This window comes from Rhizobium sp. R711, assembly GCF_002211365.1.
GTDB lineage: Bacteria > Pseudomonadota > Alphaproteobacteria > Rhizobiales > Rhizobiaceae > Rhizobium.
Genome location: NZ_LOKZ01000037.1, coordinates 52,154 through 65,128, shown reverse-complemented (window position 1 = coordinate 65,128; position 12,975 = coordinate 52,154). Strand labels below are relative to the sequence as shown.

Genomic DNA, 12,975 nt, shown 5'->3' with positions numbered 1-12,975 from the left:
AAGCGTCCGGTATGGTCTTATCATTCCTCTAAATCGAAGAGCGCGTTGACTGCCGCACGAGCCTTGGCGTGGCGGGCGCGGTAAGCCTGGCGGATCACCCCGCGTCTTGCATCCAATTCCAGCCCCGGCGCCATGACGGACAGCCACGCCAATGCCGTTGGCACGAATTCATCGTCGGCGGGGGCAAGCAGATCGTTTTCGTCCAGTTGCTTCCTGATACAGCCACGGTCGGTGGAAATCACCGCGCTTCCGGCCGCCTTCGCCTCGAAAATCACCAGTGGCTGCGCCTCGTTGCCATAGGCCGTGGGGAGGACGAACACGTCGATCTCACGATAGAAGGCGGCTTTCGCGTCGTCATACAACGCACCCCGGTAATCCAGTGCATCGCCCACTTCCATGACGGCGGCGTCAATCGCGGCGCGCTCGCCAGGGCCGGCCGGACCCGCCAGGATCGCCCTGACCGGCAAGCTTTCATGCCGTGCTTGCCTCGTGAGGTCAAGGAAGGTGTCGAGACCTTTCTCGGTGGTGAGATTGCTCAGCATTCCGATCACAAGAGTCGTGCGGTATTGCGGTGCGCCGTTCTGCTCCGTTGGTACCACGAAAGCAGCATTGGAGACGATATTGCTGCGCATGCGGCGCTCGTAGGTATCCGTGAAACTGTCTCGCATGACATCGCACAGGAAGATGTGCCGCAATCGGCTACCGCCGAAAGCCAGGACACATCGCATCAGTAAGCTGGCCCTGCCGATATAGCTGAAACTGTGATGATGCAGATAGATGGGATAGGCCAGCAGTCTCGCGACCAATACGATCAGCGCCGTGTAGAGCAAGCCACGGCCACCTTCACAGGCAAGATAGCAAATCCGGTTGTCATGCTTGCGATCACGGAAGAGCTGGCGGCAGGCGCGGAGGACACGACTGAGCTTGATTGGATGCTTGAGCAACGACAGTTTGCCGAATGGCGGGGAAACGTTGCGGCTGGTGACGCTGTTTCCTTCCTCGAGAAGCGCGATCATGCTTCTGGTCGCGAGCGAGAAGCCGTTGAACGGCGGAGGCAATTGACCGATCGCAACAATATGACGTGCCATGCAGGAGGCTACCCTTTGCGCCTCCCGACTATCGCATCGATGCACGAAAATTCAATCTCCCGCTTGTGTGCTGCAGGTCCTCGCCCGCAGCACACCCGACGCTAGGCTGCAGCGGTTTCCGAGCCGCTATCGAAGGCAAAGCCCTCGTCGGCCCAACCCGTCATTCCGCCAATCATGACCTTCACCTGAAGTCCGAGCCTAGCAAGGCGCAGGGCTGCCTTGTCGGTGCCGTTGCAATGAGGGCCGGCACAATAGACGACGAAAAGCGTGTCGGCGGGCCATTCCGACATTCGGTGGGCCGTCATCTTCCCATGCGGCAGGTTGATCGCGCCCGGAATGTGCAAAGCGGAGTAGTGCGTCGGGGAGCGAACATCGAGCAAGACGAAGTCTCGGTGGCCTGCGGCGAGCGATGCGTGAACATCCCAGCAGTCGGTTTCGAAGGCGAGCTTCCGGGCATAATAGGCGGCGGTGGCTTCAGGAGAGGCGGCGGGGATTTCGGTGACGAAGCTCGGCATGGCGTTTCCTTTCGGTTCAAGTTGCCGTCGACCATCGCTGATGTTATGGCTTTGCGAAATTGGCCATAATGACGGTTAGCGTAAAGATCATGCCAAACGCACTGAAAGGCCCGTATGTTGTGGTGCTTGCCTACGACGGGCTCTGCACCTTCGAATTCGGCATCGCCTACGAGGTCTTCGGCCTGCGTCGGCCGGAAATGGGGGAAGAGTGGTATCGCTACTCGGTATGCGGAGTTGAACCCGGGCCTCTGAGAGCGGGCGGCGGCCTTGCGGTTTCCGTTGACCATGGGTTGGAGGTGCTTGAGGATGCGGACCTGATCGTGGTGCCGGGGTGGCGCTCCATAGATGCCGAGGTTCCGCATGCACTGATCGATGCGTTGTGCGCTGCCCATCAGCGTGGCGCCCGGATCATGTCGCTATGCTCCGGCGTTGCAGTGCTTGCAGCGACCGGGCTTCTTCGCCATCGCCGTGCCACGACGCATTGGCGGTATGTCGCCTCGATCTCGAAGCGTTATCCCGACATCAACTTCGATGCCGATGTGCTTTACATGGACGAAGGTAGTCTGCTGACGGCCGCCGGCAGCGCTGCTGGCATCGATCTCTGCTTGCATGTGGTCCGTCGCGACTTCGGCGCCGAGGCGGTCAACAGCGTCGCGCGGCGTCTGGTTCTGCCGCCGCACCGCGAAGGCGGACAGGCTCAGTTCATCCAGGCGCCCGTGCCGCAGGAGCGCGAAGGCATCCGGCTTGGTCCGCTGATCGACTGGATGCGGCAGCGGCTGGACGAGGAGCAGCCGATTAGCCTGCTCGCGGCGAAGGCCAGGATGAGCCAGCGAACCTTTCAACGCCGGTTCGAAAGCACAACGGGGCAAACCGTGGGCGAATGGCTGCTCAAAGAGCGGCTTCGCCATGCGCGTGAACTCCTGGAACGAGCAAGCAGCGCATCCCTCGACGATATCGCAGAAGCCAGCGGCTTCGGAACGCTGGCGACGATGCGGCACCATTTTCGCAAACGGCTGGGCACGAGCCCTGGGGCATATCGGAAGACGTTTGCGGGTGTGGACGGCTAGACCGCAGGCAAGCGCACGGTTTTTCATGCGCTTGCCGTCCTGGATTTAGTCGCGTTCCCTAAAAGTAGTGGTGGCGATGGATGCCGTCATAGCTGCCGGATTTCAGGCAACAGTTCTTGAAAGCGCCTCCGTGAACCACAGGGGCAGGGGTCATTTCGGCCCAGCTTCTCGACCAGTTCGACATCGCCGTGGACAAACTGTCGGCCGGTTTTGACACGCGTTTCGGATGGATAGGATTTACGCCGCTTGGACGTGACCTCAAAAGCTGAAGTCGGTGAGGTGTTTGCGAGCCATGGCTGCCTCCTCTGGAAAGAGAGCTGCGACAATGCAGCGAGGCATCGATAGCATAAGGCCTTCCATAGGCAACGCCGCGAAAGAAACTCTTCCGCGGCGTTGCAAAGCAGTTACTCCGCGGCCTGGCGAGCCATCGGGTTGTTCGGATGTGTCGTCCAGTTTGCATAGTTCGGATCGACGATCTTGCCGGTGCGCTTGTCGAGGTCGCCGACGGGGAGTTGCTCCATGGTGATGCAGTTCTCGACCGGACAGACGTTGACGCAGAGGTTGCAGCCGACGCATTCCTCTTCCATCACCTCGAAGTGCCTGACGCCATTGACGAACTGGGTAATCGCCTGGTGCGAGGTATCCTCGCAGGCGATGTGACAGCGGCCGCACTTGATGCAGGCGTCCTGGTCGATCTTCGCCTTGGCGATGTAGTTGAGGTTGAGATACTGCCAGTCGGAAACATTCGGCACTGCGCGGCCAGTGATGTCGTCGAGGTTGCGGTGGCCTTTGGCGTCCATCCAGTCGGAGAGACCCGTGATCATCTCCTGGACGATTTTGAAGCCGTAGGTCATCGCCGCCGTGCAGACCTGCACGTTGCCGGCGCCGAGCGCCAGGAACTCGGCCGCATCGCGCCATGTCGTGACGCCGCCGATGCCTGATATCGGCAGGCCGTAGGTTTCCGGGTCGCGGGCGATCTCGGCGACCATGTTGAGTGCGATCGGCTTGACCGCCGGGCCGCAATAGCCGCCGTGGCTGCCGCGCCCGTCGATCGACGGTTCCGGCGAGAAGGTGTCGAGATTGACCGAGGTGATCGAGTTGATCGTGTTGATCAGCGATACGGCATCGGTGCCACCGGCTTTCGCGGCACGGGCCGGCTTGCGGATGTCGGTGATGTTGGGCGTCAGCTTGGTGATGACAGGCATGCGCGTGTATTGCTTGCACCAGCGCACGACCATTTCGATATACTCAGGCACCTGTCCGACCGCGGAGCCCATGCCGCGTTCCGACATACCGTGCGGACAGCCGAAGTTGAGTTCGATGCCATCGGCGCCGGTCTCTTCGACCAGCGGCAGGATCGCCTTCCAGGCGTTCTCCTCGCAGGGAACCATGATCGAGGCGATCAGCGCCCGGTCCGGCCAGTTCATCTTCACCTGCTTCATTTCGCGCAGATTGGTGTAGAGGTCGCGGTCGGTGATGAGCTCGATGTTGTTGAGACCGAGCAGGCGGCGGTCGGCGCCCCAGATCGCGCCGTAGCGCGGGCCGTTGACGTTGACGACCGGGGGGCCTTCCTCGCCAAGCGTCTTCCAGACGACACCGCCCCATCCGGCCTTGAAGGCGCGTTCGACGTTGTAGGCCTTGTCGGTCGGCGGCGCGGAGGCGAGCCAGAACGGGTTGGGCGACTTGATGCCGACGAAATTATTGCGGAGATCAGCCATTGTTCATTCTCCCCTTCACGCGACGGCAACGGCCGGCTGCGCGCCCGCAGCAAGCATACGGTTGATGGATTCAGCGGCGTCGCGCCCCTGTGCGACTGCCGAAACGGTCAGGTCGTCACCGCCGACGACGCAGTCGCCGCCGGCCCAGACGCCGTCGAGCGAAGTCTTGCCATCCGCATCGATGGCGATGCGGCCGGATTCCATGCGCAGCGCACCGAGGCCTGACGCCTCAAAGGTCTGACCGATCGCCTTGAATATTTGATCAGCGGCGATGACGCCGGTTTCGCCCGTCGTCGACAGGCGGCCATCGACCAGCTTGGTGTACTCCACCTCGATCGCGGCGACTTTGCCGTCCTGCGCAAGAATGGATTTCGGCGCCAGCCAATGGCGGATGATGACGCCCTTGGAGGTGGCGAGATCCTGCTCGAATTCGGAGGCGTTCATGTGCTCCTTGCCGCGGCGATAGCAGATCGTTACCTCCTCGGCGCCGAGGAGCTTTGCCTGCACGGCGGCGTCGATGGCGGTCATGCCGCCGCCGAGAACGACGACACGGCGGCCAATCGCTACCTCGCCCTTATCGGTGGCCTGACGCAGGCCGGCGATGAAATCGACAGCGTCATCAACGCCGGGCAGGCTTTCGCCTTCGACGCGCAGCGCATTGACGCCGGCAAGGCCGATGCCGAGGAAGACGGCGTCATACTGCGACTGGAGATCGGCAAGCGAGAAATCACGACCCAGTTGCTGATCGTGGCGCACCTCGATGCCGCCGATCGCGAGGACGTAGTCGACTTCCTTCTGGGCGAAGTCGTCGACCGCCTTGTAGGTAGCGATGCCGTATTCGTTGAGGCCGCCGGACTTTGCCTTGCCATCATAGATGACGACGTCATGGCCGTTCACCGCAAGGCGATGGGCAGCGGCAAGGCCGGCAGGCCCGGCGCCGACCACGGCGATCTTCTTTCCGGTCGAGGCGGCGCGGCTGTAGAACTGCTTGTCCGCCTGCATCGCCGTATCGGTGGCGTAGCGCTGAAGACGACCGATTTCGACAGGGCGTTCCTCTGCCGTGTTGCGCACGCAGGCCTGCTCGCACAGATCTTCGGTGGGACAGACGCGGGCGCACATGCCGCCCAGAATATTCTGGTCGAAGATCGTCTTTGCCGATCCGAGCGGATTGCCGGTGGCGATCTGACGGATGAAGAGCGGAATGTCGATGGAGGTGGGACAGGCCGTCATGCACGGCGCGTCGTAGCAGAAATAACAGCGGTCAGCTGCGACCAGCGCCTCGTGCTTGTCGAGGCGCGGATGAAGATCGGAGAAATTCGACTCGTACTCGGCGGGCGAAAGCCGGCCAGCACGAATCCCAGTTCCCAGTCGTTCCATTGAAGTTCCCTCATTATTGGTAAACGGCCAGTGAGGGAAGCGTAACTCAGCTTCAAAAATTTATCAAACGGTAAATTTTTTAAAGAAACTAATATCTATCTTATTGTTTTAATACCGCTATTTTCACCGTTGGAGAGGGCTGTTTGCTCGTGCTTGCCGCCTGCAAATAAAAAAACAAAGAAATCGAAATTTTTCTGATCTGTGCCGGGAACCATTTGGATACTTGACCGTTACTGCGGTATCCAAACGATGACCGCATCGACCCAACATGCGCGCCCCCAACCCATCGTTTGGACGTACTCACGGTCCCCTCCCGGTGAGTGAAAGAACAGCCGGTGCGCCGCCCTCGCACTGGCTGTTCTTCGTTTAGCGCATTGCCGCTTTTTGAGGGGGGCGCCTAAGAATTTCGAATTCGGCGTCGGGGATTGTCAGGTGATATTCGATGCGTCCAGGTACCAGCGTCAGCTCGGCCTTGCCGTTGACTGAGGAGGGCACGACGCGCTCCAGCACTGTTTTGCCGAAGCTGTTTTCGCTGAACTCGTGAACTTCGGTTGCATCGCAGAGCGTTTCCGCCCACGAAACCTCGATTGCCCTTCGCCCGGCGGAGGCGATTTCGTGGCAGCTGAGGGTAACGGCGGGCGTGCTGCCGGCGATTGCGCCGTAAGTGGCGGAGTTAACGATCAATTCGTGCAACGCCAAGCCGACGTGGACAGCGGCGTTGGGCGTCAGGTGGACGTTGAGCCCTGTGATCGGCATCGGTCCGGCCGTTTCGGGCCAGTAGGGGGCGAACTGCTTTTCAGCGAGTTCGAACAGGAATGCGCCACGCCAACTGGAGTCGGTAATCAAGTCCTGTGAATTCGACAGGGACTGCAGTCGCCCGCGAAACTTCACCAGGAAGCCCTCCAGCGAGATGGTGTTGCGGGCCGTTTGTGTGGCAATGCCCTGAATGATGGCGAGAAGGTTCTTCGAGCGGTGCGATAGCTCGCGAAGAAGGGACTTCAGCACCTTTTCGCGGTGCCGTGCGTCCGTCACCTCGGAAATGACGGAAAGCAGCCCGAGGGTCCGGTCGGTGCCAACACACTCGATCTTCAGCTCGTAGGTGCGCATCTCTCCGTCGACCGAAATTTCGACCTCGGTGGTAGCCGATTTGCCGGTCTCGAAGACCTGCCGCTTCATCTTCTCCAGATTGCGCCCATGTGCCTCACCGAATAGATCGGCGTCTGTACCACCTGGTATCGCAGCCGGCTGAAAATGCGGAGGAAGGTTGTCAGCGTAGATTATCGACAGGCCAGGATCCTGGTAGATCACTGATATTCCGGCACTTCCGAGGGCGCGCTGCAATAGCGCCGCTCTATTCTCCAGCGCGAAGGGCATGCCGGGCACAGGTTCACTCCTATTCACCTAGTCGCCTTTCCCATATTGATCCTCTCTCGGTGCCGCTGAGAGAGATGCCCATTGATCGGGAAGCTCATCCTAGAGGAGGGCGCTGAAAAAAAGCCTAAGGCCGGAAAAGCGTCCCAGTCTCACCGAAACGCCCTTCCGTTCCTATTGTTCCTCAAGGCGCGAACTCCTTCAGGCCGCCGCCTTGGTGGATTCGTTGAAGAAAAGCGCCTGGCTGATCAATGCCTTGACCATATCGGGGTTGAACGGCTTCGTGACCAGGAACGTCGGCTCCGGGCGTTCGCCGGTCAGCAATCGTTCCGGGAAGGCGGTGATGAAGATCACCGGCACGCTTGCTGTCTTGAGAATGTCGTTGACCGCATCGATACCGGAGCTGCCGTCGGCAAGCTGAATATCTGCCAAAACCATGCCTGGACGGGTCTTGTTGTAGAGGGCAACCGCTTCTGCGTGCGTGCGCGCGATCCCGGTGACGCGGTGACCGAGGCTTTCCACCATCTGTTCGATGTCCATTGCGATCAACGGTTCGTCCTCGATGATCATGACGTCCGTGGCAACCTGGCGAGAGATCTCGCGTGACGCGTTGTCGAGCAAGCTGACGACTTCGTCGTCTTCCTCGCCCAGGATTTCGGCGATCTCGGCAACCCGAAAGTTCTCGACGGAGGCGAGGATAAAAGCCTGACGGGCACGGGGCGAAACCTTGGCAAGGTTCAGCGTCGCGCGCTGTTCCCACACGTATGGTGAGGCAGGTTCTGGAATCTGGATCGTGACGGAACCAAACAGCGTGGTGAAAAGTTTGTACAATGCGACGCGGTCATCCGCGGTATCCGGGAAAATGGATATGTCGGTAATGATCGCCTCGAGCACGGCGGCCACATAGGCGTCGCCCGACGTCTGCGTTCCAGTAAGCGCGCGGGAATAACGACGCAAGTAAGGAAGGTGCGGCGCAATTCGAGTCGAAAGTGTCATTTAAAGCTCCCACTAGCGGCCGGTGAACGGCCTCAATGGCGGTTAAAACGCGACGGACTGTAAAAATGTTCCTGGCATATAGGAACTTTTTTTTCTCAGCGGCATTATCGTGCCTACAAACAGAGGGCTCATCGCATTTGTTTCATGACACGCGACGGGATGTTCACTGATCAGCCGGTCTAAGCGGCTGAGTTAGTTATGACAAACTTAAGGCGACGTGGCAGAACGAGTGGATAACAAAGTAAAGTGACGACGATTGATGACGACACGGAAAAATGAAAAGGATCGGCAGCGGCTGGAAATGCGCGCGAGCGATATCCTGGACCCGAACAGCCAGATCGGCGTGAAGTTGCGATCGCTTTATGCTGCCGTGCAGGACGAGGCGATTCCGGACCGCTTTCTCGATTTGCTCGAGAAGCTTGACCAGGCCGAACTCGTGGCGTCGGCCAAGGCTGTGAAGTAAGGTGGCTCCATGGAAAAGCAGCAACCAAGCTTCAAGCGCGAGCTTCTCGCGTCGCTACCCAGCCTCCGAGCCTTTGCGATTTCGTTGATTGGCCGGCACGACCGGGCTGATGATCTCGTTCAGGATACCATCATGAAGGCCTGGGCGAAGCAGGATCATTTCGAGATGGGCACCAACATGAAGGCCTGGCTCTTCACGATCCTGCGCAATGAGCTGTATAGCCAGATGCGCAAGAGTGGACGCGAGATTCAGGACAGCGATGGCCTGTTCACCGAGTCCATGGCGACGCACCCGGCCCAGTATGGGGCGCTCGATCTGCAGGATTTCAAGAAGGCGCTCGATCAATTGCCGCCGGACCAGCGTGAAGCGATCATTCTGGTCGGCGCCTCCGGGTTCTCCTATGAGGAGGCGGCCGAGATCTGCGGGTGCGCAGTCGGTACGATCAAGAGCCGCGTGAACCGCGCTCGTCAGCGTCTGCAGGAGCTCCTTCAGATTTCGGGCGAGGCGGATTTCGGACCAGACGCGACATCATCGCCGCTTACCTCCAAAGCCTTTGCCTTCTGATACCTGTATAGACGACACGAGAAAGGCCGGTTGCCCGCGAGCGCCGGCCTTTCTCGTGTCGTGTATCACGGTAGAGCTGTCTAAGCGTCAGTCGTCTCGCTTCGAGCCCATGAGATTGGCCATGACGATCGCCGCGAGGACCCCGGCCGTCAGCAGGGGCTGGGCCCGTACGAGGCCGATGCCGACTGCGGCAAGTGATTCCAGCGCCTGCTTGCGTTCCTTGGCACGACGCGCCTCCTGCGCATTGATCACCATCATGGCGATGAGAACAACGACAGCAATCAGCAGCGCCGCGGCAGCAAGGAAGAGTGCTGCGCCGATCGGACCGTAAATGCCCGAGAGCCATATCGCGCCAGCCACGACGGCGAGCGCGTAGGCGGTCAACAACAGTACGACGGCAATTGCAACGAAAATACCGTTGCGCTTGGTCCGCGCAACGGTCCGGTGAACACTCGTGCCTACCAGCAGGCTGAGGAGCGGGAAGAGCATCTAGCCTCCTTAACGGCGGGCAAGGAGAGCAAGGACAAGCCCGAAGGCTGCCGCCGCGCCGACGGTTGCGACCGGGTGCCTGCGCACGGTGTTGCGCACTTCGCTCGCGCCGCGAAGGTAGCCTTCCTGCAATTCGTGGATTAGGTCCTCGCTGCGGGCGAGCAGGTCGTCGTAGCTGGCCGCTGCCTGATAGCGGATGCGATCACTCGATTTCCGCGAATGCTTCCCAGCAATCTTCGTCAGTGCTGCGATCTCCTCGCGAAGAGACTCGATCTGCTCTTCGATGGTGGATTCAACGTTGTGCAGCGTGCCGCCGCCATTGCGTCGGCTGCGGATGGGGTGGAGGAGCGAAGAGGCCACGATTTTCTCCATCGGTAAGGCACGCTCGGACGCGGCCTGGTTCAACACAAGGCCGTCGCCGAAGTTTGCATGAAGATTGTCGCCCGGCAATGACCTACATCGTCAATTGCTTAACGCGGGCGCCGGTCAAAAGTTCCGCTACGCTGGATTGCATCAAGTTTGGACCGCACTATGAGCAAGCACGAAAGGCGTGCCATCTTCCGGAACCTGATTGATCCGCAGAGCACAGCCAAAGACGGACTCCATAGTCTCGTCCGTCAGTACCTCGCGGATGCTGCCGCTGGCAGCCACTTGGCCGGATTTCATAAGAATGATCTGGTCGGCAAAAAGCGCGGTCAGGTTGAGGTCGTGCATGACGGCGATGACGCCGCCGCCAGCCTCGCAGAATTTGCGCGCCAAGGTCATGATTGTCAGCTGGTGGCTGATGTCTAGGCTGGATACCGGCTCGTCAAGCAGAAGCCAGCACGGCTTTCCGTCGACAATCGGCTCGGCAATTTGGCAGAGGACGCGGGCGAGTTGCACGCGCTGCTGCTCGCCGCCCGAAAGCTCCTGATAGAAGCGTCCTTCGAAGCCGCCGAGGTCGACGGCGCTCAGCGCTTCCGCGGCGGTCTGCTCCGCTTTCTCGGGATTGCGGTTGACGCCAGTCGTGAGGCCCATGCGGACCACTTCGCGCACCGTGAACGGGAAAGAGATGGTGCTTGCCTGCGGCAGCACGCCACGCATCGTTGCCAGTTGCCATGGCTGCAGCGCGGTCACTTCCTGCTCATTGAGCCGAATGGAGCCGGAGTAGGGGAGTTCGCCGGAGACCGCCTTCATCGTGGTCGTCTTGCCTGATCCGTTTGGGCCGGCAATCGCCGTCAGCTGACCAGCCTGCGCGGCAAAGCCGACCTGGCTAACAATGGTCTTGCCGAAAAGGCGCACGGAAACACCGGATACTTCGATCATTGCTTAATACTCAAATGGCAAGGCGTGCGCGATGGCGCAACAGAATCCAAAGGAAGAACGGGCCGCCGACAGCCGCCGTTATGATACCGATCGGCAATTCGGCCGGCGCGACGATGGTCCTGGCAAGGACATCGGCGAAAATCAGCAGAGAGCCGCCAAGAAGCGCCGAGGCAGGCAGCAGGAAGCGATGATCAGGGCCGATTGACATGCGCAGCACATGCGGAACCACGATGCCGACGAAACCGATGCCTCCACTGACCGCGACCGAAGCACCCGTCGCTGCGGCGACGCTGACGATGGCGATATTCTTCAGCCGTTGAACGGGGACACCCATGTGAAAGGCCGTCGCTTCGCCAAGCGTGATGGCATTCAGACCACTGGCGATGAACGGTATGGCGGCAAAGGAGAGAAGAATGATCGGCCCGGCGGCCGTAATCTTCGCCCATGTCGCCCCGGCAAGTGATCCCATGCCCCAGAAAGTGAGGTCTCTGAGTTGCTGATCGTTGGCCATGTAGATCAGCAGTCCGGTGAGCGCACCAGCAAGCGAGCCAAGCGCGATACCGGCAAGCAGCATCGTGGCGACCGAGGTCTGGCCGTTCCCCGTTGCAATCCGGTAGAGCAGCCACGTACTGGCTAGGCCACCGCCGAACGCGGCGATCGGAAGCGCATAGATGCCCAGCAGCGTGTAAAGTGGCGCGGCAAAGGTGCTGGCGAGCACGATGATCACGACCGCGCCCAGGCTCGCCCCAGAGGAAACGCCGACAAGGCCGGGATCCGCAAGCGGATTTCGAAAAAGACCCTGCATGATCGCACCCGAGACGGCAAGCGAGCCACCGACCAGCAAACCCAGGATCGCTCGGGGCATGCGGATATCGAAGATGATGATCCGGTCTCTGGCGTTCAGCGCATCATCTGAGCCGGCCACGTTGGCGATGACGTCGAGGAACGAGGCGTTGGAAGCACCCGTTGTCACCGAAAACAGCAAGGACAGGACGGAGCCGACTGCAAGCAGAAGGATTGTCAGCAGGGCGAGGCGGCTGCGATCGCCAGCCCGGTGAAGCTCCCGGAGACCTGTCAGCGAAAACATCGCGCGCTTCCGTCGCATAGCATCCTGCAGGGCCATTATTCGCCCCCGAAGATCGCCACGTTCAATTGACGGACGGCGCTTGCGGTGCGGGGGCCGAAACCGAGTAAGTACAGGCCGTCCATGCGGATGATCGCCTTGTTCTGCGCGGCAGGCGTCAGGGCCAGCGCCGGCTGCTTGAGAAGATCTTCATTCTTTATGGCCGACCCGTCGCCACGGTTCATCATCAAAATGACGTCAGGCTTGGCCTCGATGATCGCTTCGTCGGTCAGCGGCTTGTAGCCGGGGAAATTGCCGACAGCATTGACGGAGCCCGACAGCGTGATGATGCCGTCGGCCGCAGTGCCTGTTCCGGAGGCCATGACCTTGCCGCCCTGCATGTTGAGGATGAAGAGGATACGCTTGCGCTCGCCTTCGGGACGTTTGGCGGCGTCGGCGATGGCGGCGTCCAGGTCCGCGCCGACCTTTCCTTCCAATGCCTTTGCCTTTTCGGGCTGGTCGAGCAGCTCGCCGACCCGATCGATTTTCGCAAGTATCCCTTCGCGCGTGTAGGCGTTCGGCACCGTCTCGAATGGGACGCTCGCGTTCTTCAGCACGTTCAGCGCCTCCGGCGGTCCTGATCCCTCGATCGCGATGATCGCTGTCGGGTTCATCGCAAGGATACCTTCGGGCGACAGGGCGCGCATGTAGCCGACATCGGGCAGCTTCATGGCCGCTTCCGGATACATGCTGGTCGAGTCGCGAGCGATCAGCCGATCCTGCTCATCGAGCGCATAGATGATCTCGGTGACATCGCCGCCGACGGCTACGAGACGCGTCGTATCCAGTTTATCGGCTGCTGTACCATTCGAGACGGGAGCCAGCGACAGCACAATAGCTGCCACCGAAAACGCCATCACCTGAAGCCGCTTGCTCTGCGGTTCCTTACGCATCGTCAT

15 protein-coding genes are annotated in these 12,975 nt (G+C 60.4%); 3 read left to right on the top strand and 12 right to left on the bottom strand.

Annotation, left to right across the window (positions count from 1 at the left end; genetic code table 11):
* Window positions 1-20: 20 nt before the first annotated feature.
* Window positions 21-1,016: a glycosyltransferase family 4 protein gene (locus ATY80_RS25240; protein ID WP_245306929.1), complete on the bottom strand. Its 996-nt coding sequence runs from the start codon at window positions 1,014-1,016 to the stop codon at window positions 21-23.
* A gap of 173 nt (window positions 1,017-1,189) precedes the next feature.
* Window positions 1,190-1,603 carry a rhodanese-like domain-containing protein gene (locus ATY80_RS25235; protein WP_088695030.1) on the bottom strand — a complete coding sequence of 138 codons (414 nt, stop codon included), beginning with the start codon at window positions 1,601-1,603 and terminating at the stop codon, window positions 1,190-1,192.
* Window positions 1,604-1,671: 68 nt separating this feature from the next.
* Here ATY80_RS25235 and ftrA point away from each other — a divergent pair, with 68 nt between their 5' ends.
* Window positions 1,672-2,670, top strand: a complete 999-nt coding sequence (gene ftrA, locus ATY80_RS25230) for a transcriptional regulator FtrA (protein ID WP_088695029.1) — start codon at window positions 1,672-1,674, stop codon at window positions 2,668-2,670.
* 86 nt (window positions 2,671-2,756) lie between these two features.
* Here the strand turns inward: ftrA and ATY80_RS25225 are convergent, their stop codons facing one another.
* From ATY80_RS25225 to ATY80_RS25205, 5 genes are all read right to left on the bottom strand, one after another.
* Complete coding sequence (locus tag ATY80_RS25225; protein ID WP_088695028.1) at window positions 2,757-2,996, bottom strand: SEC-C metal-binding domain-containing protein; 240 nt, start codon at window positions 2,994-2,996, stop codon at window positions 2,757-2,759.
* A gap of 78 nt (window positions 2,997-3,074) precedes the next feature.
* Window positions 3,075-4,388 carry an NAD-dependent dihydropyrimidine dehydrogenase subunit PreA gene (preA, locus tag ATY80_RS25220; protein ID WP_088695027.1) on the bottom strand — a complete coding sequence of 438 codons (1,314 nt, stop codon included), beginning with the start codon at window positions 4,386-4,388 and terminating at the stop codon, window positions 3,075-3,077.
* A gap of 15 nt (window positions 4,389-4,403) precedes the next feature.
* Window positions 4,404-5,765, bottom strand: a complete 1,362-nt coding sequence (locus tag ATY80_RS25215) for an NAD(P)-dependent oxidoreductase (RefSeq protein ID WP_088695026.1) — start codon at window positions 5,763-5,765, stop codon at window positions 4,404-4,406.
* A gap of 366 nt (window positions 5,766-6,131) precedes the next feature.
* Entirely contained in the window at window positions 6,132-7,139 is a 1,008-nt protein-coding gene (locus ATY80_RS25210) for a sensor histidine kinase (protein WP_189637273.1), read from the bottom strand.
* Window positions 7,140-7,337: 198 nt separating this feature from the next.
* Complete coding sequence (locus ATY80_RS25205) at window positions 7,338-8,132, bottom strand: response regulator (protein ID WP_088695024.1); 795 nt, start codon at window positions 8,130-8,132, stop codon at window positions 7,338-7,340.
* Window positions 8,133-8,433: 301 nt separating this feature from the next.
* Between ATY80_RS25205 and ATY80_RS25200 the strand changes: the two genes are divergently transcribed.
* Window positions 8,434-8,595, top strand: coding sequence for a NepR family anti-sigma factor (locus ATY80_RS25200; protein ID WP_245312480.1), 162 nt, complete (start codon window positions 8,434-8,436; stop codon window positions 8,593-8,595).
* A 9-nt stretch (window positions 8,596-8,604) separates the two neighbouring features.
* Entirely contained in the window at window positions 8,605-9,159 is a 555-nt protein-coding gene (locus tag ATY80_RS25195) for an RNA polymerase sigma factor (protein ID WP_088695022.1), read from the top strand.
* Window positions 9,160-9,246: 87 nt separating this feature from the next.
* On the opposite strand, the gene ATY80_RS25190 is transcribed toward ATY80_RS25195, so the two are convergent.
* From ATY80_RS25190 to ATY80_RS25170, 5 genes are all read right to left on the bottom strand, one after another.
* A complete protein-coding gene (locus ATY80_RS25190; protein WP_088695021.1) occupies window positions 9,247-9,648 on the bottom strand; it encodes a hypothetical protein in 402 nt (133 codons plus the stop codon).
* Between the two features lie 9 nt (window positions 9,649-9,657).
* Window positions 9,658-10,020, bottom strand: a complete 363-nt coding sequence (locus ATY80_RS25185) for a DUF883 family protein (RefSeq protein WP_189637266.1) — start codon at window positions 10,018-10,020, stop codon at window positions 9,658-9,660.
* A 141-nt stretch (window positions 10,021-10,161) separates the two neighbouring features.
* Window positions 10,162-10,953, bottom strand: a complete 792-nt coding sequence (locus tag ATY80_RS25180; RefSeq protein WP_088695020.1) for a heme ABC transporter ATP-binding protein — start codon at window positions 10,951-10,953, stop codon at window positions 10,162-10,164.
* A 10-nt stretch (window positions 10,954-10,963) separates the two neighbouring features.
* Window positions 10,964-12,076 carry an iron ABC transporter permease gene (locus ATY80_RS25175; RefSeq protein WP_088695019.1) on the bottom strand — a complete coding sequence of 371 codons (1,113 nt, stop codon included), beginning with the start codon at window positions 12,074-12,076 and terminating at the stop codon, window positions 10,964-10,966.
* On the bottom strand, window positions 12,076-12,975 hold the full coding sequence (locus ATY80_RS25170) for an ABC transporter substrate-binding protein (RefSeq protein ID WP_088695018.1): 900 nt from the start codon (window positions 12,973-12,975) through the stop codon (window positions 12,076-12,078). Before ATY80_RS25170 ends, ATY80_RS25175 begins: the two co-directional genes overlap by 1 nt.

Coding starts and splice junctions, on each gene's coding strand:
- ATY80_RS25240 (WP_245306929.1), bottom strand. CDS start 1,016: ATGATCGCGCTTCTCGAGGAAGGAAACAGCGTCACCAGCCGCAACGTT.
- ATY80_RS25235 (WP_088695030.1), bottom strand. CDS start 1,603: ATGCCGAGCTTCGTCACCGAAATCCCCGCCGCCTCTCCTGAAGCCACC.
- ftrA (WP_088695029.1), top strand. CDS start 1,672: ATGACGGTTAGCGTAAAGATCATGCCAAACGCACTGAAAGGCCCGTAT.
- preA (WP_088695027.1), bottom strand. CDS start 4,388: ATGGCTGATCTCCGCAATAATTTCGTCGGCATCAAGTCGCCCAACCCG.
- ATY80_RS25215 (WP_088695026.1), bottom strand. CDS start 5,765: ATGGAACGACTGGGAACTGGGATTCGTGCTGGCCGGCTTTCGCCCGCC.
- ATY80_RS25210 (WP_189637273.1), bottom strand. CDS start 7,139: ATGCCCTTCGCGCTGGAGAATAGAGCGGCGCTATTGCAGCGCGCCCTC.
- ATY80_RS25205 (WP_088695024.1), bottom strand. CDS start 8,132: ATGACACTTTCGACTCGAATTGCGCCGCACCTTCCTTACTTGCGTCGT.
- ATY80_RS25200 (WP_245312480.1), top strand. CDS start 8,434: ATGCGCGCGAGCGATATCCTGGACCCGAACAGCCAGATCGGCGTGAAG.
- ATY80_RS25195 (WP_088695022.1), top strand. CDS start 8,605: ATGGAAAAGCAGCAACCAAGCTTCAAGCGCGAGCTTCTCGCGTCGCTA.
- ATY80_RS25190 (WP_088695021.1), bottom strand. CDS start 9,648: ATGCTCTTCCCGCTCCTCAGCCTGCTGGTAGGCACGAGTGTTCACCGG.
- ATY80_RS25185 (WP_189637266.1), bottom strand. CDS start 10,020: ATGGAGAAAATCGTGGCCTCTTCGCTCCTCCACCCCATCCGCAGCCGA.
- ATY80_RS25180 (WP_088695020.1), bottom strand. CDS start 10,953: ATGATCGAAGTATCCGGTGTTTCCGTGCGCCTTTTCGGCAAGACCATT.
- ATY80_RS25175 (WP_088695019.1), bottom strand. CDS start 12,076: ATGGCCCTGCAGGATGCTATGCGACGGAAGCGCGCGATGTTTTCGCTG.
- ATY80_RS25170 (WP_088695018.1), bottom strand. CDS start 12,975: ATGACGATGCGTAAGGAACCGCAGAGCAAGCGGCTTCAGGTGATGGCG.